The sequence below is a fragment of the Laceyella sediminis genome, assembly GCF_003003125.1.
Taxonomy (GTDB): domain Bacteria; phylum Bacillota; class Bacilli; order Thermoactinomycetales; family Thermoactinomycetaceae; genus Laceyella; species Laceyella tengchongensis.
Genome location: NZ_PVTZ01000006.1, coordinates 57317 through 79118 on the forward strand (window position 1 = coordinate 57317; position 21802 = coordinate 79118).

Sequence of the window (21802 nt, forward strand, 5' to 3'; positions counted from 1 at the left end):
GAATAATAATTGATAGAACCTTCAGATTTCTATTGCCGAGTAACTCCCCGATCACCGAATGAGGATAGGGTACGCAGCAAGCCTCAAACTGACACCTTCCATGTCCAGTGGTCTTTTTGCCCAATTACAACAAGCTCACTCAAAACTAGTTGACTAACATCCAGGGAACCTAATCATTCATGATCGATTTAGGTTCCACAACCTTATTTTATTACAAATGGAACCCGAAGAGCCATCCTGACATCGTGCCTTACCTCCATCCAGGGCCACTTATTGCCGACGCAACAGTCGGCAAAAAAGAGGCCGGGTGCACAACAGGTACCTCCGGCCGGATACTGAGAGAGGATTCAGATAAAACAATCTTATGGGAAAGCGTTGTTTCAGATTACATCACTTGTTGTTTTTATCGGCAACCAGTGCGGCAATCTTATCAAACGCTTTGGATTCGTTTGAGCTTGACACCATTTGAATACCCATCTCTTGAATCCGCTTATACGCTTCATCCAATTTCGCTTGCAAATTCAAAATGGTTTCATTCGCCGTATCAAGCTGTGCTTTTAAATTGTCGCGCTCTGTTTCCAGAATGCGTCTGTCGGCTTCCACTTCCTTTTTGAGAACATTTTCGCGGATGGCCAGAACTTTTTTGATTTCGGCGTCGGCTTTTGCTGAAGCTTCTTTCTTGACCTCTGCGATTTTGTCGGGAATGGCAGCCACTTCGGCTTCAAGCTGATCCATCTTCTTCTCCCGTTTTGCGATTTCGCTTTCACGCTCTTCCAGCGATTTTTTATATGTACTCAACTCAGCGTTTTTCTGTTCGAGTTCCAAGTTAAATGCTTTGCGTTTGCTCGCCAACTCATCCTCAAGTTGGTCATACGCTTGTTTCTTATGTCTTTCAAAGTCGTATTTGAATTCTTCTTGTTCACGCTTCTGGCTTTGGGTCAGTTTCTCTTTTTGCTCTTTGATCAGCGCCTCGTATTCTTCACGCGCCGACTTAATTTTGTTCGTGATCTCGTTCAATTCGGCCGTTGCTTTCTCTTTGGCCTCAACCAATTCTTTTTCTTGTTCCAGCTTCAACTCTTGATGGGCGTTGACCAGCCCAGCGAGGGTGTGAGCCTGCTTTTCAATTCCGAACAATTCCTTGAGCTCCGCCTCTTTGATGGCGATCGCTTCTTTGACGGTCTGGAGATTGGCCGTTTGCGTCTTGATGTCATCACTGATTTTGCCAAGCAAGCTAGTGACCGATTTTGACAGATCGGTGATTTTCTCTTCAATGTTCCCTTCCACAATGTTGTTAGCTTTGGCGATCGTTTCCGCCGTTTTTTTCGCCGTCGTTTCCGCAACCGGATCTAGCTTTCCTTTCTCCAACTCAGCAATTTTCTTCTCCGCTTCACGGAGAGCCTTCAGGATCGTCGCTTTGGTGTCTTTCTCGGTGACTTTACGCATCTGGATTCTCCTTTTTGTTCAGAAGTGAAATTCATCCGCCGCAAGAGCTTTCATGTCTCGCACTTATGTTTTTATTCTAACATGCGAACACATGTTTGTAAAGTGTCTCATATAAATTGAATTGGCCTTCCGTCCATCACTAAAAACAACCTTGACTGGCCAATAATATACTATAAACCAGCTTTTCACCCCTAGGCAGAAAGGTGATCCATATGGACCTGTCCTATTTTTTTGATGCAACGCAAGTGCCGTCAGCCACGATCTATGCCTTCCTGCTAAACTTAGTGGGAATTCCCCTGTTCTTCATTGTGGCCGGGTGGCTCATTACCCGCATGAAATGAACAAGGTACAGCAATCAACTATGCCGAACGCTTGGCTTTGACTGTTAAAGGAGGTTGAATAAATGAAACGGACGAACAAGAACGAACCGCTGACCGACAACAGGGAAACAGAGTTGCCAGACCCGCTTAAACGCTTGCCGGACAGCACTCCCACACCTATAGAGCCAATCCCTCCCAACCTGCTCACTCCACCAGAGGAACCGCCTCCGCTCGATCTACCTTGACAGGCGCGCGCATCCTTGCCCCAAACGAAACAAAGGCGAGCATAAACTCGCCTTTGTCACCGTTTTCAGTAGTTATTAAGGAATTAGCTTTGGCAGGTTGGGAATGGTTTGATTGCAGTCCCCTGCCAAGGGAAGGTTGCGGCAAACGTATTGGCCTGCGCTATTTTCGGTGGCCGCCCCGCTCGGCGCCGGTTGATGGACGCGTTGTTTCCAGAGCTGCCAGAGCATAAAGCCGTCATTGGCTTTACCTTTATACTTAATGTACTTGACCATCGTTTCGACGTTGTAGTATCGGGTAGCGATATTGTTCTGGCCTGTGAGCATTTCCGCATCGTAGACGGTACCAGGCGGCGCCTCCACTTCAAGTACTGCTCCGCCGGAGCCTTCGGGGGCGATTTCCATGCCGATATTGATGGGACCGTCATAGATGGCCCGATACGATTCGTACCCTTCACGCGGATCATAATAATCACCGGCATCATATGACATCAGGTTGATGAAGTCGATCTTGTCACCATGGTCCTTTACCACGCGATACATGGTTCCGCCAAACGGCGAACCCCACTGCACTTTCCCTTCTTCAAACGGCGTGCTCTTGACATAATAAGCTCCGGTCGACCAACCAGCGATCGAAATCTTCAGATCGGCACCACGTGCTTGGATTTCATTGTAGAGGCTGGTGATGATCCAGGCAATCTCACCATCCTTGGTACAGCTGAACCGCTCTGCTTCCAGCTTGTTGCAAAGACTGCCACTGGATTCCCAGTCAATGTCGACGCCTGACGCACCCAAATCCAGCGCCAGGTCAACCACACGCGATGCGCTGAAGTTGGCCCATTGGCTACCTTGGCTATATGCCCAGCCACCAACCGACACCCAAACCTCTGTGCCGCGCGCTTTTAAGGCCGCGATGTTGTCACGCAAGTCACGTGCCTGTTGGGGAGTGAATTTCTTCTGTCCGTTGTAAGTGGTCGCCCCTTCGACGAATTCAAAGCCGGCGACGGCCTGATCGAATTCATATGAACCTTTTCGATAAGCGGTATCTGGTCTGGCAAAGGAAAGATTCACATTGGTGATGTAATTGGGGATATTAGCGGGCGTTAAATCGTAAATGCTTGTGTTCCATGTGCTGGCATAAACCACATACCTGCGGGCCGGCTCATTGGCGCTTTCCTTCTTCAGCGGTGCCTTCACTTCATCACCGGATGCAGAGGCATGCAAGGGTGTAAACGTTGCCGGCGACAAACTGAAAATCATTGCCACGATGAGAAGAGTGATAACCGCGCCCCGTTTCCCCCTATTCTTGATGTTCATTTCCATCTCTCCTTTTTCAATCCACAAAAACAATCAAATATTCTGTATATTATTAGTTTAACGTATATTAGTATAGTTGTCTATACCATTATGGTTGCGATTTGCCAATTACGAGAGAGAAACAAAGAGCAGATAACCTCGAGGATATTCAGTTTGCCTAACAACTTGGACACGTTTGAGGTTCTCAGCATTGAGAGCATTTCGATTCAGGATCAAGAAATGTTACGCAAGCGCCAGACAATCAAATGGAATTTCACAATAAAAAAACCCGTTCCTTTACGGAGCGAGCCTTCGTATTTACCAAAATACAAGTCATGTAACAACATTATTTGTCTTTTCTAAAAATAAAATATGTCACTAGGTGTGTTATTCCCACTAAGATATTCAAAAATATTAATATGATTATACCACTTGGCGATGTAATAGGTTTCTCTACAAAAATATACTCAATCACAATAGTAGCTAAGTATGCAATCACCACCAACCATGGCTTTTTAACTTTACTTGCAAAATAGGCCATGAATATGGTGATTAAAACCACCAGCGCATAAGAAATGAATAGAAGCGACTTTGAAGATAGAATCATTTTTTCATCCTCTCATAATCCCCCCCCGCTTGGTTGAGGGGGGATTTTTATTTACCAGTTATAACCTGAAAATACAAGCATCCAATCCTGATCATGATCAACCCATTTTAGATATCGATCATATGAACTAGTCGGACGACTCGGATCAATTAACCATGCATATGAGCCATTAGTATTGTCATATCCAGAACCGACCAACCAATGCCATTCTTCATCAATTAATGGGCTGTAGATTTTACCTGATAAAACAGCCACAGGAGCATTCCCATCAATATGCGCTTTATAAGTACCGAAGTTTCCTTCCGCATCAGGTCTAGAAACAGTCCAATTTCCAGGTGTATTATGTTCTAAATGTCTATCAAATCCATTTGCAAAATCTCCAGCTGTTGTTCCTATTATCGTACTACCAAATTCGCTATATAAATGATTGATTAAAGATGCATGAGTACCATAATAAGCGGTTCCCCTTACATTATAACCACGGCTATCATAGTAATTCGTAATCATCGCAGCAGCTGTAGGACCACATGAGGAATTAGGATACGAAACGCCACTAATATATTGACTAATTCTTGGAATATCCAATTTTTTTGCAGTAATAGCCAATGGCTTAATATCACTCTCGTCTGCTAAAAGGCTATTCCATTCAACACTGCTTTCTTTGTGACTCGTAGGTATTTTCTTAAATTTGTGTTCTCTTTCTATTTCCTCAACAACTTGGGTATTTCCTTTTATTTTCTGTTTAAACCTGTTTAAAATCTTATTTTTCTTTTCATTTGACTGTCTTTGTAAATCCTTTGTATCTATAGCACCCATGAATTGAAAAGGTCCAACATAATATACGTTTTTCCCTTCATCAAGCATTTTTTTGATATCCGTTGTATAGGAAGGATCATTCCCAAATTCAATAACTGGACCACGATCAGTAGAATCGGCTACAACCATATTACCTAATTCTTTCCCATTTTGTTCAGCTACTATATAATAGGCTACACGATTTCCTTCAAAGTCGTATAAATCTGTTAAGATCTCTAATTTTGCTCCTTGCCATTCGTTTCGCATTTTTAAAAAGTTTTTACTAGCTTTCAGAGCATCTTTTCTACTGATTTCTTTTGCAATATTCGTATCAGCATATCCTTGATTAACGAAAAAAGATTGAGCAACAATAAGAGATAATGCAAAAACAACAAACATAATTTTTTTCATAATCGACCCCTCCTTTATGTATTTTAAACACTTAATTATTATATTTCTATATAATTATAATAATAGATAAAATAAAGCAATATAAAATCATTAAGTTAATTTGCTGTATAAAGAAAATGCCATATCCCTACTGCGATGAAAGACAAGGACTAATCAACGCCCCAATCTCTTAAATGTAATCCGCATTTCATCCATTCCTTTCTGACGATTCGCTACTAAATATGCTCTGATTTGATCTGCAAGCCGGTGTATTCTACGCACCGCTAAAACCACACATTTCACTCGCTTGGCTGTCATATGAGAAAACATTCTGTCATTTAGCACCATCATCTGCATGGCTAATGTCTCATTGCGCAGTCAAATCAATCCCATGTCGTGTCCATCGGCAACATCGCGACGCATTCACTGTAAAAACCGCAAAGCATACGGCCATTCGCTGGTATCAAAAACTTGGATTTGATAAAACAGGTGTGTTTGACGAAGTGATCTTCTCTTAAAAAACATCTTCACCATGGTATCAAAAATTTTTTATTGACAGACACAATCCTCTCTCATATAATTCTATCTAAATTAAAAATCAAAATAGCATTTCATTTTCACATGCAATGAAGAGGTTAAGTAAACAAAACAACTTCGTCAACAGAGAACGGCCCCATGGCTGAAAGGGCTGTACGATCGTTTTGTTGAAATTTCGCCTCGGAGCTTCGCGTTTGAACGGGAACTTATCCCCAGTAAAATGCGACGAATGGCCATCGTTATCAGGCTGAGTCTCTTCAGACTAGTTGAGTCCGCCTGCCGTGAGGTAGACGGAGAAGCTGAGTGGTACCGCGAACCTGTCGCCTCAGCGATCATAGGGAAATCCCTTCCCCTTGATCGTTGAGGCGTTTTTGCGTTTGGCGGTGCTGTGAGACGAGTGAGTCCATTTTCCGTGAGGAAGTGGAAGAGCTGAGTGGTACCGCGGTCCCCCCGCCTCAGCAATCAGACGTGTTACGCCTGGTTGCCGGGCGGGGGGTTTCCATTTTACATGAAAACGGGAGGGTTGAAATCGATGGACAGCCATAACAATCAATTGCGCAGAGGATTGGATGAGCGACACATGCATATGATCGCTTTGGGCGGAGCAATCGGCACAGGCTTGTTTTACGGTTCTGCCACCACCATCCAAATGACGGGCCCGGCGATTACCTTAGCCTATCTCATCGCCGGAGTCGTCATTTTCTTCATCATGCGCGCCTTGGGTGAAATGACTTTGGCAGAACCCGTCTCTGGCTCTATTAGCCATTACGCTGGACGATACATCGGACCGTTCGCTGGATTCTTAGCAGGATGGACTTATTGGTTTATGTGGATTATTGTCGGCATGGCCGAACTGACAGCGATCGGCACCTATTTCCAGTATTGGTTTCCCAGCGTGCCGCAATGGGTTCCCGCACTCATCGCTCTGGTGCTAATGACGCTGGTCAACTTGTTACACGTGAAAGCATTTGGGGAGCTTGAATTCTGGTTCGCTTCCATCAAAGTGTTCGCCATTCTGGCCATGATGGGAGGAGGATTGTTCCTTATTTTCGGACCGATCGAGCATGGGTCCACTTCAACTGGAGTAGACAATCTGTTTGCCCATAGCGGTTTCATGCCGCACGGCTGGAAAGGCTTCCTGCTATCCATGGTGTTGGTGTTCTTCTCGTTCGGCGGGGTAGAACTGGTGGGCATGACAGCCGGAGAAGCGAAAAACCCGCGCAAAAGCATTCCTGCCGCGGTGAATAAAGTGATCTGGCGCATCTTGATTTTTTACGTCGGCGCCCTAACAATCATGTTGATGCTCTATCCCTGGAATGAAATCGGCACAAAAGGCAGCCCATTCGTCATGATTTTTGATCAAATCGGCATCCCTGCCACTGCCACCATCCTCAACATCGTCGTCATTACCGCCGCTTTGTCGGCTTTTAATAGCGGCTTGTTCAGCACTGGTCGGATGTTATACCACTTGGGATTGGAAGGCCAAGCCCCTCGCATATTCACCAAGTTGAACAAAGCCCATGCACCGCAACGGGGCATCCTATTTTCTTCCCTGCTCTTATCCGTTGCAGTGGTACTGAACTACCTTGTTCCAGAAAAAGTCTTTCTGTATATCTCATCTGTAGCGACGGTTGCCGTGATCACCAGCTGGGCATTGATCTTGCTCGCCCACTTGCGCTTTCGCAAAGTGAACCGTACGACCGCATTCAACATGCCATTTTATCCTTATTCTTCTTATTTTGCTTTAGCTTTTCTGGGGATTGTGGTCATCCTAATGGCTTATGTCGATTCGACAGCGATCGCCCTCATCGTGGCCCCAGTTTGGTATCTATTGGTATTTGTCAGCTACCACGTGCGACAACGAATCGCGACAAAGCGGGAAAAGCCAGCCGCAACCTCATAAAGGCACAAAAACCTCCGCTTGGTGATCTGCCATCTAGCGGAGGTTTTCACATGCCGATTTTTCACATTTCGCTATGCCCAGATGTACGGGCTACCCGGGTGTCCAACCAAGCGAGAATATCCCGGTACACTTCTTCTTTGTTCGTTTCGTTTAACATCTCATGCCGCCCGTCCGGATACAATTTCAGCACCACGTCTTTGATGCCGATCTGCTTGAATTGCTGATAGGTTTTGCGCACCCCTTTTCCGTTTTGGCCAACTGGGTCCTTGTCTCCTGACAGCAGAAAAATGGGCAGTTCGTTGGGAATGCGTGCCAATCCCTCTACTTCGTCCATTTGTTTGATCCCTGTCAGCAAATCGCAAAAGAAATTGGCGGTGGGAACCTCCCCGCACAGCGGATCTTGCACATACTTGTCCACTTCCTGCGGGTCGCGGCTCAACCAATCAAACGGTGTGCGAGCGGGTCGAAACGGCTTATTGAAATTGCCGAAAGAAAGCGCGTTCATCAGCACACTTCTAGCCCTTTTCCCCCTGAGCCGACATTCGATTTTGGCGATAAGAATGCCCAACGAACTCATCACCCTCCGACCTGCCCCCGTGCCGGACAAGATCAGCCCAGCCAGCTCCTCCCCATGCTGTTGGATGTAGGTTCGCGAAAGAAATGAGCCCATGCTGTGGCCAAATAAAAACAGAGGGAGATTGGGAACTTCGTCCTTGATTAACTTGGTTAAACGGTACATGTCGTCAACTGCAAGCTCCCAGCCATTCTCATCGGCAAAATGCCCCAAGACTTCGCAACTCCCCGCCGATTTCCCTAGACCGCGGTGATCGTTGGCATAGACATGATATCCAGCCTCGGTCAATACCGCAGCAAAGTCGGCATATCGCCCTGAATGCTCCGCCATCCCATGGGCGATCTGGACAATTCCTTTCGCCTTGGGCCCACTCATCCATTTGTTCACATGGATTTTTACACCATCTGACGAAGGAAATGTAAATGAAACCGGCTTCATCTTCTCAGAACCTTTCTTTGCGGTTACATGTAGTATTAGTTATTACTCTTTTAACATAGCAAGTATTAGAAAAGTTGTGTAGAACCTTTGCGAGAAACACTGGAAATCTTCTTTCTTTGCGCACAAATTGGTCATATTTACTGCGGCATGCACCCTCTCCTTTTTCTTTTAAAAACATATCTATATATCAATGGTAGATTTGATCGAAACCAACCGATCAAATCTACTAAATACCATATTCAAAAGGAGAGATTTGCATGTTCGACGCTCACTTTTTCTGCTGGGAAGACCATCACCACAAAAAGAAGCATTCCCGCAAGAAGAATGTCAATGTCAATGTGAACAAAAACAAAAACAAAAACTCCAACAAAAACAACATCTACATTGACATCGACATCGATCTCCACAAAAAAGGCAAGAAAAAACATCACCACAAAAAACACGACCATCACAAAAAGCACCACCACCATCATCACTACGGCTATTAAGCCGGTTCCGTAAGACAGCCACCTCACTCTGGCTCGAGTGAGGTGGCTTTTTCATCACACTCAAAGTTTCCTTGTGTACAAGCCGTTTGCCCATTGTTTCTAGCAAGACATTCATAATAAGCCGGACAAAAACAAAGACTATGCTTCATAGGAACATTTCGCGCATGGCGGATAGAGGTGAATGAGGATGTTTTTTCGAGTCGGAAAAACAAAACAGCGCAGACAAAAACAGGATGTTAAGTCAATTGAAACTTCTGTCTCCACCAAACTGGCTGAGAATGTGGAAGCCTTGAATCAGCGATTTGCTTCTTCCCCCGACTTAATCATCAAGGAGTTGCAAAATAGCTCTGGACAGAAAGCAGCTCTTGTATACTTAGAAAATCTAGTCGACAAAACGGCCATCAATGACCAAATCTTGCGCCCCTTGATGATCGAAAATACAGCGTTTGACCCCGCCAGCATTCCTATTCACAAAACATCGACTACACGCGCCATGGACCAAATCGAATCATCCATCTTCATAGGGAAAAGCGTGTTGTTGGTGGATGGGCAACCGTGGGCGATCATATTTAACACACAAGGATGGCCGCAACGGTCCATCAAAGAACCTCAAATAGAATCGACGCTCAAAGGCGGACACCAGGGTCTGGTGGAAACAGTGGGGCTAAATATCGCCTTGATCCGGCGTTACTTGCCCCACCGAGAGTTAATGTTAACAAAAACCCTCGTCGGGGAGCGGAGCCAAACAACCGTGTTCCTCCTCTATTTGCGTGACATTTGCCAACCAGAACTGGTGAAGGAATTGGAAAACCGGATCGATCGCATCAAAATTGATGCGCTGATTAACGCCGGGGAACTGGAGGAGTATTTGGAGGACCATTGGTTTACCGTTTTTCCCCAGTTTATGCAGACAGAGCGGCCGGACACGATTGTCTCTCAGTTGCTGCAAGGGCGCATCGTCCTCATCGTCGACAACTCCCCCGTGGCGCTGGTGGGTCCGATGAACTTCACCTCTTTCTTCCAAAACGTGGACGATTACAGTTTACGTTGGATATTGGCTTCTTTCTTGCGTTTCATGCGTTTTTTCGCTTTCCTCATCGCTATCAGTTTACCGGCGTTTTATATCGCTACCATCTCTTTTAACTATGAAATCTTGCCAATCGACTTGATGATCTCCATCGGCATGTCCAGGGAAAGGGTTCCATTTCCTCCTTTGTTGGAAGCATTCATCATGGAAGTGACCATTGAAATGATCCGGGAAGCTGGTGTGCGACTTCCATCACCAATCGGGCAAACCATCGGGGTGGTCGGGGGGATCGTCATCGGGCAGGCGGCGGTCCAAGCCGGTATTGTGAGCAACGTCATGGTGATTGTCGTGGCATTGACAGCGATCTCTTCCTATATCATCCCTAACTATGACATGGCTTCGGCAATCCGCCTGATCCGCTTCCCACTGATGATCATCGCTTCGATGTTCGGAATGGTGGGTATTGCCATTGGGATGATGATTCTTTCCATCCACATTGTAACGACCACTTCGTTGGGATACCCTTATGGTAGCCCGATCGCTCCCATCCGTCTTCCCGATTGGAAAGATACTTGGTACAGATTACCCTTGTGGAAAATGGATAAACGCCCGATCTCGGCCGATCCCCGGCAAAGCATGAGACAAGGCCACAGCAGAAAGAGTGGGAAGAACTGATGGAAATGCCGGAAAAGGGACGATTGTCACTAAGCCAATTTACATTCACCATCTATAAAACGCAAGTTGGGATCGCCGTATTGTCGATTGCGCGCGAGGTGGGGCAATACGCAGGCAGGGACAGCTGGATTTCCATCCTTATCGGTTGGCTCATCACCATGGTCTTCAGCCTGTTGATCATTAACATAATGAAAAAACATCCCGACAAAACCTTGTTTGACATCTTGCCCATCTATTTCGGGAAATGGTTGGGCGGCGCCTTCACCCTCGTTTGGGCGGCGTATGGCTTGTACGCTTCTTTCTCTACATTTTACGCCACCCTGTTCCTGATCCAGGTGTGGATTTTGCCAAACACCCCCACCTTTTCGTTGTATGTGCTTTTTCTGATCCCTGTGTACATGCTGTGCCGGCACGGTATCATCGCCATCGGCCACTACTCTGACTTTGTTTACTTGTTCTGCTCATGGATGCCGATGTTGCTCCTGTTTTCAGTTCATGATGCGCACTGGCTCAATCTCTTGCCCATTGCCGCAGAAGGATGGCTTCCGATTATCACCGGAGTCCAATCGACACTTCCCCCCTTTCTCGGATTTGAGATGGCTTTCATCCTGTATCCTTACTTGCAGGAGAAAAAAAAGGCCACGAAAGGCGTTTTGATCGCCAGCACCTTGTCGATGATGGTGTACTTGCTTGTGATCATCTTGGCAAACATTATCTTCAGCGACAAAGAAATACAAACGTGGATTTGGCCAACTCTGGCCTTGCTCAAACCGATCCAGTTCGCCTTTTTGGAGAGATTGGAAATCCTATTCCTCTCTTTTTACACGATCATTCAGTTGATGACCGTCATTCCTTATCTATATTTGGCATTGCGCGGATTGACGCAGCTGACGCGCAAGTCGGCATACCATCCTCTGTTACTCTTCATGGTGGCGGCCATCGCGGTCAGTTCCCTTTTTGTGGACATGACCAATGAAAGGATCGAACGATTTCTGGATTGGCTTTCCCATGCCGGATTGGTTATGGCGTTCGGTTTTGTCGCGTTTTTGTGGACGGTCAGCCAACTGCGGCATCTGATCCAAAGGAGGAGAGCGATGTGAAGCGTTGGTGCCACGCTATTCTCGTCTGCCTATCGCTATTGACCCTTACTGGTTGCGGTGACCAGCTTTATTTGGAAAACGCCGATATTCCGCTCAGTGTCGGATTGGATATGGATGATGAGGGTAACATTATCGTTGTCTATTCCTCACCCGTATTCCACGAAGAAGCGAGTAAAAAAACGCATTTCGAGCAATCCACCGCCTTGTCGTTTCGGCAAAACAGAAAACTGCTCAATTCACAAAGCCAAGGAAACGTCATCGCCGGCAAAATCCAAAACCTGATCATCAGCAAGCAGATGTTGAAACGAATCAATGCCTTTCCTATTCTGGACGTGATTTTCCGCGATCCCAAAAGTGAAATCAACGCCAGAGCCCTCGTTGTGGACGGTTCACTTGAAGATCTGCAAAACATCTCGATGGAAGACAAGGGCCGCTTGGGCATCGCCATCCGCGACACAATCGATGCGGCCCATCAAGTCAGTTCGACCGTGCTCACTCGCGTGATTGATTTTCGCGGTCAAATGTTGGACAACCGGGTGACCCCTTATCTCACGGAAATGCGCATCCGGGGACAAGATTACGCAATCACGGGCACCGCTCTGCTGAACAAAGACGGGAAATACGCTACTTCCCTCGATCAAAACGAAAGCTCGCTTTTGCTCCTGCTTCAGCACCAAACGGAGTACCCCCTGCAACTACCGTTTACGGCTCCCCTGCAACTGCCGTTTACGACTCCGCCCAACATGGCGCCAAGCGACCCAACGATGTCCCAGATGAATGTGAGCCTTACAATCAACCGGTACAAAATCAGCTCCGATTATGCACAAGGAAGGTTTCATTTTGAGTTTCAAGTGGATTTAACCGCCAATCTCTCTGAGCGCACCTTCCCGTTCGACATGAAAACCGAGAGAAGAAAATTGGAACAGGTTATTGAAAAGCAATTGCAGCAAAAACTTGAGCGCTTGATAGCCAAAATCCAACATCACCGACTGGATCCGATGGGCTTGGGTCGGGTAGCGCAGGCATATCATTATCCCATATGGAAACAGGTACAAAACAATTGGCCGGAAACATTGGCCAAGGCCGATATCCGCGTAACTCCCCATGTCACGATCAAAAGCTATGGCATCACTTTTTAGCGGCCGCCGGGACGGGGTCCTCCTTCCTCTTCTTCCGGTTGATACAGCCTTCCACCATCCGGCAATAGCTGGATTTCTGGGAAATAGTATCTCAGTTTGATCAAGAAATAATCTGTTTCACTAAAATGATGCTCCAAAAACCTTAACGTGGTTTTATTCAACACTTGTCGTTTGCGGTATAGACGGGTAACCGTCTCCACATACCGGTAAAACCGCTTTACCACATCTGCCGTTTCATGGCCCAACAAAGCGAGGCGGGGGTAAATTTCAGACTCGGAATAAGGAAACATAGCCATGGACTGGGCTTGCGACAGAAGGGATCTGAAAAGATTTCTAAATCGCTCGGACCGGGTGGCCACGATCGTTTCCAACGGATCGAGCATATTGATCAACAGAATGGAATGCCCTAACTGATCGATCAACCACGTGTTTAACAGCGACAACAACGGTAAATGGGGAGGCTGCATCCCTTTCACATAGTACGAGAGCAAGCGAATGTATTCCTTCGCTTCTAGCAAGGTTCCGTTAAAATAACTGGGTGACAGCGAAAGTACCACCTCGTTGTTGATTCGCCTCTTTTGCAATCCTTCCTCAAACTGGCAATAACGGAAAGCCGCCGCATACGCCCGTTGGGCAAACTCCACATTCGTGGGCGCATTAACTGGGGCATGGGGATCCATCCCAGAAAGCTCCGACAGCAACTCGCGAAACTCATGCATAAAAGCGCATGCTTGGGTGACCGCTTCCGTTTCGCCCGGTGACAAATTCTCATACACAAACAGCGCGTGTTCGTATAGAATTTGTAACCAAAAACGATGCTCTTGCCACACGGTTAAGGACATATTGTTCCCCCACTCATAACCTTTTTAACTAACATATGGAAGCATGACCGCAAATATGAAAACATACCCGTCGCTTCCCCTGGCATCTACATAGGGGATCAGTCACATGCGTGGCTCTGGGGCATTCCTAAACAGCGGCCAAACCCTTTTTGGACATTAAAAACAGGATCGACTCACACCCGTGTCGATCCTGTTTTCTTTCATCACCTATATCGCCGGTTGGTTTGAAAGGGAGCACTATCTATTCAAGCCGTTTCGTCCCGTCGCACTCCGTCCTTTTTTTGCCAAGTGATAAAGAGGAAGAAGAGTAGGAAAACGGTGAACAAAGCGACACCAAGCCATTCTAACTCCAATTCCGCCTGCGGTTTAAAATAGATGAACAGCTCATAAAAACCGATGCCGTAAGCCAACAGCACAATTAACCAACCCATGGTAAGCGATACCCATTTACTGGTTTGGTCACTTCCTTTGAGGGAACGGTAGATGATGACGGAATCAAGCGTATCGGTGATCACCATACCGACCGTAAACGTCACGCCCAGCATGAGGGGCATCCACTCGGAACTATTTCCTGCGGCCAACGCCCAGACAGATGTTTGGCTCACCGTGTCGGCGGCGAGGGCCAACACCCCGCCGATCAGGACGATCAGAAAGGGGTTGCTGGTTTCGCGCAAGGAGCGGGGAATCCATTTCCCTTTCACTCCTTGCGGTTGAAACGGCTCCTGCTTATTGGTCCATTTCACCAGATTAAATATGTTGAGGGTGCCGATCGTTAACAAAGTGATAATGGACATCCAGGTAGCCACTTCATCAAAATAATCAGGGAAGGTGAACATCTGACTGACGACCCCGATGATCACAGCCACGCCAGTGACAACCAAGCCATGCCCCAATGAAAAAAAGGTGCCTACCCAACGGGCCATGGTATTCCGCTTATGCCAATTGTATCGCGTCAATCCGTCGATGCAGGCCAGATGGTCCGCATCCAACCCATGCTTCAACCCCAAGGCGAACACCAATGCAAACAACGACCATTCTCCCATCAATCAATCTCCCCCTCGCATGGTATTCAACTAGAATTCAATCCCCTTGACAGCGGACACACCAGCATCATAATAATGTTTCACCGGTTCGATCCGCGACACCAGATCAGCACGTTCCATCACTTCCGGCAAGGCGTTGCGCCCCGTCAGCACCAAATGCGTATGCTTCGGCCGCTGTTCGATTAAGGACAGCACTTCCGCCCGCGGCAAAACATCGTCGATGGGGAACGAAGTGATCGCCAATGCATTATTGATTTCATCGAGAATAGCAACATCATACTCTCCACTCATGACCCGCTCTTTCACCACCATCCAGGCCTCTGCCAATGCGGTGCGATGCTCTTCCGGTGTTTTGGTCCAAGTGAAGCCGACGCCCAATGGTCGCACCTCCACGCCCAGTTTTTTCAGTGCCAATTGTTCACCATAGGTGCGTTGCGGCGATTTGATGAATTGCCAAATCCCCACCCGTTGCCCCCGGCCTACCGCTCGCAAGGCGAGTCCCAGCGACGCCGTCGTTTTTCCTTTGCCGTCTCCGGTATAAACCAGTGTCAATCCTTGCCGGCCGGCTTTAGCTCGCTCAGGCATATTCCCCACTCCTTTGTTGCCGGGCTTTTGTGCAATGTTGCAAAAAGCGAGCGGCAATGCGTGAATTGGAAACGAAGTGAAGGTGTGTGTACCCGGCCAACACGTTGGCTTGGGCATACCCTTCCTTCATCTCCCCTCGCCGTCCCTCACTTGTGTAAGCAAACGGCCAGGTCGATCCGGCCTCAGGCTCCAGCGAAGAGTAATGGAATTCATGTCCACGGGCCGACTCGCCCTTGGCAAATAACAAGTTGTCATCCGTGGCCCGCACTTCCCGATATCCCAATGCACTTAAGCGGTGTTGCATCCGCACCCGACCAGGGATGAAGCCGACCATGGGATATACTTGCCCCGAAGTGGTTTCAATGGATCGCGCCAAATACATATATCCACCACACTCTGCAAACACGGGCTTCCCGCACTGGATGAAACGACGGATGGACTGTTTAGTCCGTTCATTGCGGGATAAGCGTTCCGCAAACTCCTCGGGGAAGCCTCCGCCGATCAACAGGCCATCCGCTTCTTCCGGCACGGCTTCGTCAGCCAACGGGCTAAAAAACACCAATTTCGCCCCCAGTCGCTCCAATAACTCCAGGTTTTCTGGATAATAAAAATGAAAAGCAGAATCTTTCGCCACCGCCACCACCGGCGCTCCTGGCAAAACAGGCACCGCATCCAGATATGAGGATGATGGCATCGATAGAGGAGGGGCATCTTGCGCAATCGCGAGCAAACGCTCCATATCCACACCTTGTTCGACCTTGTCAGCCAATTGGGCAAACAAATCCTCGCATTCCCCACGTTCAACCGCAGGCACCAGTCCCAAGTGGCGTTCCGGCAACGTCATCGACTCATCCCGGGCCAGCCAACCCAATACCGGGATACCGCATTCTTGCTCAATCGCCGCTTTCACCAACCGGTAATGCCCTTTGCTTCCCGCCCGGTTGGCAATCACTCCCCTGATCGCCACCTGGGGATTTAACCGCTGGTATCCTAGCACAACCGCCGCCGCACTGCGGGCCATGCTGTGTACATTCACAACGAGGATGACTGGACAGTCGAGCGCCATGGCAATCGAAGCGCTACTGCCTTGTTCGCTGAGCGGATCTTTGCCGTCGTACAACCCCATTACTCCTTCGACCACGGACAAATCAGCCCCGTCACTGCCGCGGATGAAACATTCGCGCATGTTCTCCTCGGTCAACATCCAGGTGTCCACATTGCGCGACACCCTACCTGTCACCGCCGTGTGGTAAGTAGGATCAATATAGTCAGGACCGCACTTAAACCCCTGCACTTTCAGTCCCCGGCGCCGGAAAGCCGCCATGACGCCCAAGGTGATCGTCGTCTTTCCTACGCCACTGCCTGTCCCGGCAATCAGCAATCTTGGCCGTTTCATCATCGTCTTATCACTTCCTTCACTGAGGGAAAAGGAACTTGGGCAATCGATATCGTCACATTGCCCGCCTTCTTTTTAGTGAGTAACCATTCTGTCGCTCCCGCCGACAAAAGCGCGGCAGGCTCACTGACACCGTAAGCGCCAGTGTAACGGTAAACGGTGGGGGAAGGGTCAGGCAAGGTGACCGTGTTGAGTTCATCCGGGGTGTACGTGTCCAAGCGCCAACCATATTTTTTGCAGACAGACAACAAACCCGGCTCTTCTTTTTTCAAGTCAATCGTCGCCACATTGCGGACACTACGCAGAGAAAAACGCTGTTCGTTCAGCGTTTGCACGATCACATGCTCAATCTCTTCCGCCGACGTCCCCTTGTTGCACCCGATGCCCAACACCAACACCTTGGGTCGGTAGAGCACCCCGTTATGCAAATAGCGCTGTTCTTCTTGTTCGTCCAAGAGGCGGTGCGTCACCACCAACGCCGCGTCAAATTTCGCTTGGTCGGCTTCTGCACATGAATCAACCACGCGAATATGATCAGGCAACGGGCGGTCATAATCCCACCAGTACGGTTCCCCCGATTCCTGGATCACTGCTACCCGCTCTTCATTCACCACCGCTGCGCTCACTGGAGTAGCCTTGGCGAAGCTTTCAATCTCCCAACCAAAGGAACGGCCAAACAAATCGACAGCGATCGTTTGCTGAACATCGGAAGCCGTAGTGATGACCGGCGTCGCCCCTACTTGAGCGGCCACGCGCTTCGCCAGTTCGTTGGCACCACCCAGATGACCCGACAACACACTGATGGCAAATTTCCCTTTGTCGTCCACCACCACAACGGCGGGGTCTGTCTTTTTGTCTTGCAAGATCGGGGCGATCATGCGCACTACCGCACCTAAAGAGATGAACAGGACAATGCCGTCATACCGGCGGAACAAATCCGGAAGAATATGTTTGACTGAGCCTTGAAACAGCACAATTGACCGCGCCGCCTCATCCCCGCGCGCAAACTTGTCCATATAATAGACATCGGCCTGTTCCAACTGTTCTTGCAACCGGCGCACCATATGCACTCCGTGTTTGGTGATGGCCACGAAAGCAAGGGGTCGCTTCATGCGCCATCCACCCCTTTTCGAAACCCATGTGTGAACGTCTTGTCGTACAGGCGAGAGCGAAACGCGCCCCCATCCGCCAACCGGGATGGGTCCAAAGCCCACCCGGCCAAAATCATGGCATGACTACGAATGCCTGCTCGGCGCATCTCCTCGTCTAAGTTACCGAGCGTGGTGCGGAGAATGCGTTGATCTGGCCAAGTAGCCCGTTGCACCACTGCGACAGGGGTTTCATCCGCCCAGCCGGCTTCCCGCAGTTCGCGCACCACTTTCTTAGTCAGGGTAGCGCTTAAAAACAGAGCCAGTGTGGCGTGATGGGCGGCAAGCGTTGATAGCTTCTCACGCTCCGGCACGGGTGTCCGCCCTTCTGCGCGGGTCAGGATGACCGTTTGCGTCAACTCGGGGATCGTCAATTCCGCCCCCAAAACGGCCGCTGCGGCAAACACGGAGCTAACACCTGGAATGATCTCCACTTCAACCCCATACTTCTTCAACTCCACCATCTGCTCAAAAATCGCACCGAATACGGCGGGGTCACCGGTATGTACCCGGGCCACACTACGCCCTTGACGCACATGAACCACCATGCAATCAACCAGTTGCCCCAACTCCATCCCTGAACTTGGCACAACGGTCGCTTCTGGTTTGGCTCTGGCGATCAAGGCTTCATTCACCAGTGAATCAGTGTACAACACCACATCGGCCGTCTCAATGATCCGCATGCCTTTCACCGTGATCAACTCAGGATCGCCAGGGCCCGCTCCCACGATATACACTTTAGCCGCCAACGCTGTCATTTCCTCACCACCATCAATGAAAGATATCCCAACTTCTTCCCTCTTAACTCCCGCACATCCCACCAGATCTGCTCTTCGGGCGAGCTCACTTTGCTCACCACCGCCGCCCGGTCAAGCAGATCCAGTTCGTCCAGAATGTCAAGCAACAAGTCGAGCACTTTGGCCACTTTTAAAAACACCACAGCGTCATGCGTTTGTAGCACCTGTCGCATCGCTTCCCGATCGGCCGTCGCCGGTGCGATAACCACTTGCTCATCCCCATCCGCCAAGGGAAGGTGCAAGCGGGACGCAGCTCCATTCACTGACGAAATGCCGGGGATGGACATGATTTCCACTTGCGGATGAAGCTTCCGCATCCGGCGCCCCAGATGAATAAAGGTGCTGTACAGCATGGGATCGCCCTCTGTCACGAAAGCGACATCTTTCCCCTGTGCCAGATGGGACCACACCGTCGCCACTGTTTGATCCCACTCTCGCGACAAAACGTCCGGATCGCGCGTCATCGGAAAAATCAAGCCAACCATCTCTTTTTCCTGGGCTTTTACATACTGCTCCACAATGGACAAGGCATAGCTTTTTTCACCCTTGCGTTTTTTGGGATAAGCGATGACGCGGGTTTCCTTCAACATGCGATAAGCCTTCACGGTAAGCAATTCGGGATCGCCTGGCCCTACTCCGATGCCAATCAGTTTGCCATAACGCGCTTCATTGCTCATGTACATCCCCCTCTTCCCCATCCGGCCGCCATGCAGCGATGACATATGTCGGATTGAGCGCGGCAAATCGGGTCATATTCAGAATCGGCTTGCTCCGCGACACTTGCATAAGCGTCACCCGCACCGCCATGCCCGCCGCTTCCAAGCCGGCCAAAGCAGTCGACAGTGTTTCAATCGTGGCGGCATTGATAACCAATCGACCACCCGTCCGCAATCGGGAACAACACACCGTAAGTAGCTCGGACAGCTCTCCACCACTCCCGCCGATGAATATCGCGTCAGGATCAGGCAACTTGTCCAACCCTTGGGGCGCTTTGGTGTGAACGGCGTGGATGTCGGCACGGAACTTGATGCAGTTCGCTTCGATGTTGGCGATGTCCGCCTCATTTTTCTCAATTGCATACACTTGGCCGTGCGTTGCGCACTTAGCAGCCTCGATCGCCACTGAACCGGAACCGGCTCCAATGTCCCAGACAACACTTTCTTTCTGCAAACGCATCTCTGTCAGGCTGAGCAGGCGAATCTCTTTTTTCGTAATCAGCCCTTTATCCGGCTTGCGCTGAATGAAGGCATCATCATCCATGCCCATGAACCAAGGCTGGCTTCGTGCCCCTTCCCGGCGTTTTAAGATCACGATGTTGAGTGGAGAAAACTCCGCTTGCGCCATTGGCTCCAACTCCCACCAGCCCGCCCGTTCATCCGCGCCGCCCAAATTCTCAGCCACAAACGCCTTGTATTCAGTCATGCCGAACCGCAACAAATAGTTGGCAATTGCCCCAGGCGTATTCTGGTCATCCGTCAGTAGCGCCACCATATCCTGCCCGTCGATGCGTTGGGCCAAGCCGAACAACGGGCGGCCATGGAGACTTTCTACCGGTACCCCTTGCCAACTTTCCCCCATGCGGGCGAACGCCAGCTGTAACGAACTCACATGGGGAAGAATCTCCACCCGCTCTCCGCCGAGACGCCGCACCAGCAAGCGACCAATTCCATAGAATAGGGGGTCGCCCGAAGCGAGCACAACCACGCGCCGCTCCGCCATCACTTCGGCAATGCGGCCGATCATGCCCATGATGCCGCCTTTGAGTACCCACTTCTCTCCCCTATGCTCAGGAAAATAAGCCAAATGGCGCTCTCCGCCGATCAAAACATCCGCTTCTTCAATCCATTTCCGGCAATGCGGGGGGAGTCCATCTTTCCCGTCCGCACCGATCCCAATCAGTTTCACCATCTGTGCCACTCCATTCCGCCCTCCCCAACAGTTCACCCTTCATTTTCACCAACACCGTTTCAATCGTCAGGCCTCCATCCACATGCCGCAAGCCTTGACGGCAGACCAACTGGCTCAACCGCGTGAAAAACGACATCCGCCCGGCTTCTTCCATCAGCTGGCCCGCGTGGGTCGCGCTGTTAGCCTCACGTACCGCCTGCACCAAATCGGGGGGTGCCCCCACTTCCTCCGCCACCGCCGCCAAAAAACCAAAGTCGACCGCGGCGCTTTTGGAGTGAACCATCATCACACCTTGGGCTACCTTGGAAAACTTGCCCATCATCCCTACTAAACTCACTCGTTCCACTCCGGCCCGTTTGGCGTGTTTCAATGCAAAACCTACAAAATCGCCCATCTGGATAAAAGCTTCTTCCGGCAGATGAGGGAAACACTTCATCGCATGTTTTTCACTGCTACCACCCGTAGTCAACACGAGATGACGGCAACCATTGGCTTTGGCCACTTGGATCGCCTGCGCCACACTGGCCCGGTAAGCAGCAGTTGAGAACGGAACCACGATCCCCCGCGTACCCAAGATGGAAATGCCACCGATAATTCCTAAACGGGCGTTCAACGTTTTCTGGGCGATCACTTCCCCTTCTGGAACAGAGATGACCACTTTGACACCCCGGTTCACCCCATGTTCGGCTAGCACCGTCTCCACCGTCTCCCTGATCATCCGCCGGGGCACCGGGTTGATGGCCGCTTCCCCCTCCGGAATCGGCAAGCCCGGCTTAGTCACCCGACCCACACCGACACCACCGTCAATCTCGATTCCTTGTTCACGCAACCAGGTGACGGTGGACACAATCGTCGCCCCATGCGTGGCATCGGGGTCATCCCCGCCGTCTTTGACCGTACTGGCTCGCGCATGGTTTCCATCCATCCGTACCTCATCCATGGCAAACACCGCCTTTTGGCCGATCGGCAAGCGGATCGTCACCTCTCGGACGGCTTCCCCGGTGATCAACGAGAGCAAAGCTGCTTTGGTCGCCGCCGTCGCGCAGGCTCCCGTAGTATATCCCGTACGGAGCGGCTTTTCTTCGCTTGCTGCCTGCGTTGACTTCATG

Annotated in this window: 20 protein-coding genes and 1 other annotated feature; of the genes, 6 read left to right on the forward strand and 14 right to left on the reverse strand. The window is 49.6% G+C overall.

Annotated features, from left to right (window positions below; genetic code table 11):
* Positions 1–390: 390 nt before the first annotated feature.
* Positions 391–1443, reverse strand: coding sequence for a coiled-coil domain-containing protein (locus CLV36_RS08640; RefSeq protein ID WP_106342404.1), 1053 nt, complete (start codon positions 1441–1443; stop codon positions 391–393).
* Positions 1444–1655: 212 nt separating this feature from the next.
* Here CLV36_RS08640 and CLV36_RS17860 point away from each other — a divergent pair, with 212 nt between their 5' ends.
* The gene (locus CLV36_RS17860) at positions 1656–1784 is read left to right on the forward strand and encodes a hypothetical protein (RefSeq protein ID WP_022738097.1); all 129 of its coding nucleotides are present in this window, start codon (positions 1656–1658) and stop codon (positions 1782–1784) included.
* A 62-nt stretch (positions 1785–1846) separates the two neighbouring features.
* A complete protein-coding gene (locus CLV36_RS17260) occupies positions 1847–2008 on the forward strand; it encodes a hypothetical protein (RefSeq protein ID WP_181352933.1) in 162 nt (53 codons plus the stop codon).
* A gap of 75 nt (positions 2009–2083) precedes the next feature.
* On the opposite strand, the gene CLV36_RS08645 is transcribed toward CLV36_RS17260, so the two are convergent.
* Both CLV36_RS08645 and CLV36_RS08655 read right to left on the reverse strand, forming a co-directional pair.
* Positions 2084–3322 (reverse strand): glycosyl hydrolase family 18 protein, encoded by a 1239-nt coding sequence (locus tag CLV36_RS08645; protein ID WP_245888328.1) that lies wholly within the window; start codon positions 3320–3322, stop codon positions 2084–2086.
* Positions 3323–3959: 637 nt separating this feature from the next.
* On the reverse strand, positions 3960–5114 hold the full coding sequence (locus CLV36_RS08655) for a C39 family peptidase (protein WP_106342406.1): 1155 nt from the start codon (positions 5112–5114) through the stop codon (positions 3960–3962).
* 596 nt (positions 5115–5710) lie between these two features.
* Positions 5711–5961: a binding site (T-box leader), on the forward strand.
* Between the two features lie 201 nt (positions 5962–6162).
* Here CLV36_RS08655 and CLV36_RS08665 point away from each other — a divergent pair.
* Positions 6163–7533 (forward strand): amino acid permease, encoded by a 1371-nt coding sequence (locus CLV36_RS08665; protein ID WP_106342504.1) that lies wholly within the window; start codon positions 6163–6165, stop codon positions 7531–7533.
* Positions 7534–7594: 61 nt separating this feature from the next.
* Here CLV36_RS08665 and CLV36_RS08670 read toward each other — a convergent pair whose 3' ends face one another.
* Together CLV36_RS08670 and CLV36_RS08675 are read right to left on the reverse strand one after the other, a co-directional pair.
* Positions 7595–8545 carry an alpha/beta hydrolase gene (locus CLV36_RS08670; RefSeq protein WP_106342408.1) on the reverse strand — a complete coding sequence of 317 codons (951 nt, stop codon included), beginning with the start codon at positions 8543–8545 and terminating at the stop codon, positions 7595–7597.
* Positions 8546–8784: 239 nt separating this feature from the next.
* Positions 8785–9015 carry a hypothetical protein gene (locus tag CLV36_RS08675; protein ID WP_146130615.1) on the reverse strand — a complete coding sequence of 77 codons (231 nt, stop codon included), beginning with the start codon at positions 9013–9015 and terminating at the stop codon, positions 8785–8787.
* Positions 9016–9214: 199 nt separating this feature from the next.
* Between CLV36_RS08675 and CLV36_RS08680 the strand changes: the two genes are divergently transcribed.
* The 3 genes from CLV36_RS08680 to CLV36_RS08690 are packed head-to-tail and all read left to right on the forward strand — an operon-like array spanning position 9215 to position 12974.
* The gene (locus tag CLV36_RS08680) at positions 9215–10735 is read left to right on the forward strand and encodes a spore germination protein (RefSeq protein ID WP_106342410.1); all 1521 of its coding nucleotides are present in this window, start codon (positions 9215–9217) and stop codon (positions 10733–10735) included.
* The gene (locus CLV36_RS08685; RefSeq protein WP_106342411.1) at positions 10735–11835 is read left to right on the forward strand and encodes a GerAB/ArcD/ProY family transporter; all 1101 of its coding nucleotides are present in this window, start codon (positions 10735–10737) and stop codon (positions 11833–11835) included. The genes CLV36_RS08680 and CLV36_RS08685 overlap by 1 nt, the downstream gene beginning before the upstream one ends.
* Positions 11832–12974: a Ger(x)C family spore germination protein gene (locus CLV36_RS08690; protein WP_181352935.1), complete on the forward strand. Its 1143-nt coding sequence runs from the start codon at positions 11832–11834 to the stop codon at positions 12972–12974. The genes CLV36_RS08685 and CLV36_RS08690 overlap by 4 nt, the downstream gene beginning before the upstream one ends.
* On the opposite strand, the gene CLV36_RS08695 is transcribed toward CLV36_RS08690, so the two are convergent.
* From CLV36_RS08695 to CLV36_RS08735, 9 genes are all read right to left on the reverse strand, one after another.
* Positions 12971–13816, reverse strand: a complete 846-nt coding sequence (locus CLV36_RS08695) for a DUF2935 domain-containing protein (protein ID WP_106342412.1) — start codon at positions 13814–13816, stop codon at positions 12971–12973. The two genes, CLV36_RS08690 and CLV36_RS08695, sit on opposite strands and share 4 nt — an antisense overlap.
* A gap of 245 nt (positions 13817–14061) precedes the next feature.
* Positions 14062–14859 (reverse strand): HoxN/HupN/NixA family nickel/cobalt transporter, encoded by a 798-nt coding sequence (locus tag CLV36_RS08700; protein ID WP_102992326.1) that lies wholly within the window; start codon positions 14857–14859, stop codon positions 14062–14064.
* Between the two features lie 30 nt (positions 14860–14889).
* Positions 14890–15444 (reverse strand): cob(I)yrinic acid a,c-diamide adenosyltransferase, encoded by a 555-nt coding sequence (cobO, locus tag CLV36_RS08705; RefSeq protein ID WP_102992325.1) that lies wholly within the window; start codon positions 15442–15444, stop codon positions 14890–14892.
* Entirely contained in the window at positions 15437–16843 is a 1407-nt protein-coding gene (locus CLV36_RS08710; RefSeq protein ID WP_106342413.1) for a cobyrinic acid a,c-diamide synthase CobB, read from the reverse strand. Before CLV36_RS08710 ends, cobO begins: the two co-directional genes overlap by 8 nt.
* A complete protein-coding gene (locus tag CLV36_RS08715; RefSeq protein WP_102992323.1) occupies positions 16840–17952 on the reverse strand; it encodes a cobalt-precorrin 5A hydrolase in 1113 nt (370 codons plus the stop codon). The genes CLV36_RS08710 and CLV36_RS08715 overlap by 4 nt, the downstream gene beginning before the upstream one ends.
* Positions 17949–18746, reverse strand: a complete 798-nt coding sequence (gene cobM, locus CLV36_RS08720; protein ID WP_054096549.1) for a precorrin-4 C(11)-methyltransferase — start codon at positions 18744–18746, stop codon at positions 17949–17951. Before cobM ends, CLV36_RS08715 begins: the two co-directional genes overlap by 4 nt.
* A complete protein-coding gene (gene cobI / locus CLV36_RS08725) occupies positions 18743–19462 on the reverse strand; it encodes a precorrin-2 C(20)-methyltransferase (protein WP_106342414.1) in 720 nt (239 codons plus the stop codon). The genes cobM and cobI overlap by 4 nt, the downstream gene beginning before the upstream one ends.
* Positions 19452–20702, reverse strand: coding sequence for a precorrin-6y C5,15-methyltransferase (decarboxylating) subunit CbiE (cbiE, locus tag CLV36_RS08730; RefSeq protein ID WP_106342415.1), 1251 nt, complete (start codon positions 20700–20702; stop codon positions 19452–19454). The genes cobI and cbiE overlap by 11 nt, the downstream gene beginning before the upstream one ends.
* Positions 20623–21801, reverse strand: a complete 1179-nt coding sequence (locus CLV36_RS08735; protein WP_106342416.1) for a cobalt-precorrin-5B (C(1))-methyltransferase — start codon at positions 21799–21801, stop codon at positions 20623–20625. The genes cbiE and CLV36_RS08735 overlap by 80 nt, the downstream gene beginning before the upstream one ends.
* Position 21802 lies beyond the last annotated feature (1 nt).

Bases quoted from the DNA above. Each gene is read 5' to 3' on its own strand.
- CLV36_RS08645 (WP_245888328.1), bottom strand. From the start codon at position 3,322: ATGAACATCAAGAATAGGGGGAAACGGGGCGCGGTTATCACTCTTCTC.
- CLV36_RS08640 (WP_106342404.1), bottom strand. From the start codon at position 1,443: ATGCGTAAAGTCACCGAGAAAGACACCAAAGCGACGATCCTGAAGGCT.
- cobM (WP_054096549.1), bottom strand. From the start codon at position 18,746: ATGACAGCGTTGGCGGCTAAAGTGTATATCGTGGGAGCGGGCCCTGGC.
- CLV36_RS08670 (WP_106342408.1), bottom strand. From the start codon at position 8,545: ATGAAGCCGGTTTCATTTACATTTCCTTCGTCAGATGGTGTAAAAATC.
- CLV36_RS08680 (WP_106342410.1), top strand. From the start codon at position 9,215: ATGAGGATGTTTTTTCGAGTCGGAAAAACAAAACAGCGCAGACAAAAA.
- CLV36_RS08735 (WP_106342416.1), bottom strand. From the start codon at position 21,801: ATGAAGTCAACGCAGGCAGCAAGCGAAGAAAAGCCGCTCCGTACGGGA.
- CLV36_RS08715 (WP_102992323.1), bottom strand. From the start codon at position 17,952: ATGAAGCGACCCCTTGCTTTCGTGGCCATCACCAAACACGGAGTGCAT.
- CLV36_RS08675 (WP_146130615.1), bottom strand. From the start codon at position 9,015: ATGGTGGTGGTGCTTTTTGTGATGGTCGTGTTTTTTGTGGTGATGTTT.
- cobI (WP_106342414.1), bottom strand. From the start codon at position 19,462: ATGAGCAATGAAGCGCGTTATGGCAAACTGATTGGCATCGGAGTAGGG.
- CLV36_RS17860 (WP_022738097.1), top strand. From the start codon at position 1,656: ATGGACCTGTCCTATTTTTTTGATGCAACGCAAGTGCCGTCAGCCACG.
- CLV36_RS08695 (WP_106342412.1), bottom strand. From the start codon at position 13,816: ATGTCCTTAACCGTGTGGCAAGAGCATCGTTTTTGGTTACAAATTCTA.
- CLV36_RS08700 (WP_102992326.1), bottom strand. From the start codon at position 14,859: ATGGGAGAATGGTCGTTGTTTGCATTGGTGTTCGCCTTGGGGTTGAAG.
- CLV36_RS08710 (WP_106342413.1), bottom strand. From the start codon at position 16,843: ATGATGAAACGGCCAAGATTGCTGATTGCCGGGACAGGCAGTGGCGTA.
- CLV36_RS08685 (WP_106342411.1), top strand. From the start codon at position 10,735: ATGGAAATGCCGGAAAAGGGACGATTGTCACTAAGCCAATTTACATTC.
- CLV36_RS08665 (WP_106342504.1), top strand. From the start codon at position 6,163: ATGGACAGCCATAACAATCAATTGCGCAGAGGATTGGATGAGCGACAC.
- CLV36_RS17260 (WP_181352933.1), top strand. From the start codon at position 1,847: ATGAAACGGACGAACAAGAACGAACCGCTGACCGACAACAGGGAAACA.
- cobO (WP_102992325.1), bottom strand. From the start codon at position 15,444: ATGCCTGAGCGAGCTAAAGCCGGCCGGCAAGGATTGACACTGGTTTAT.
- CLV36_RS08655 (WP_106342406.1), bottom strand. From the start codon at position 5,114: ATGAAAAAAATTATGTTTGTTGTTTTTGCATTATCTCTTATTGTTGCT.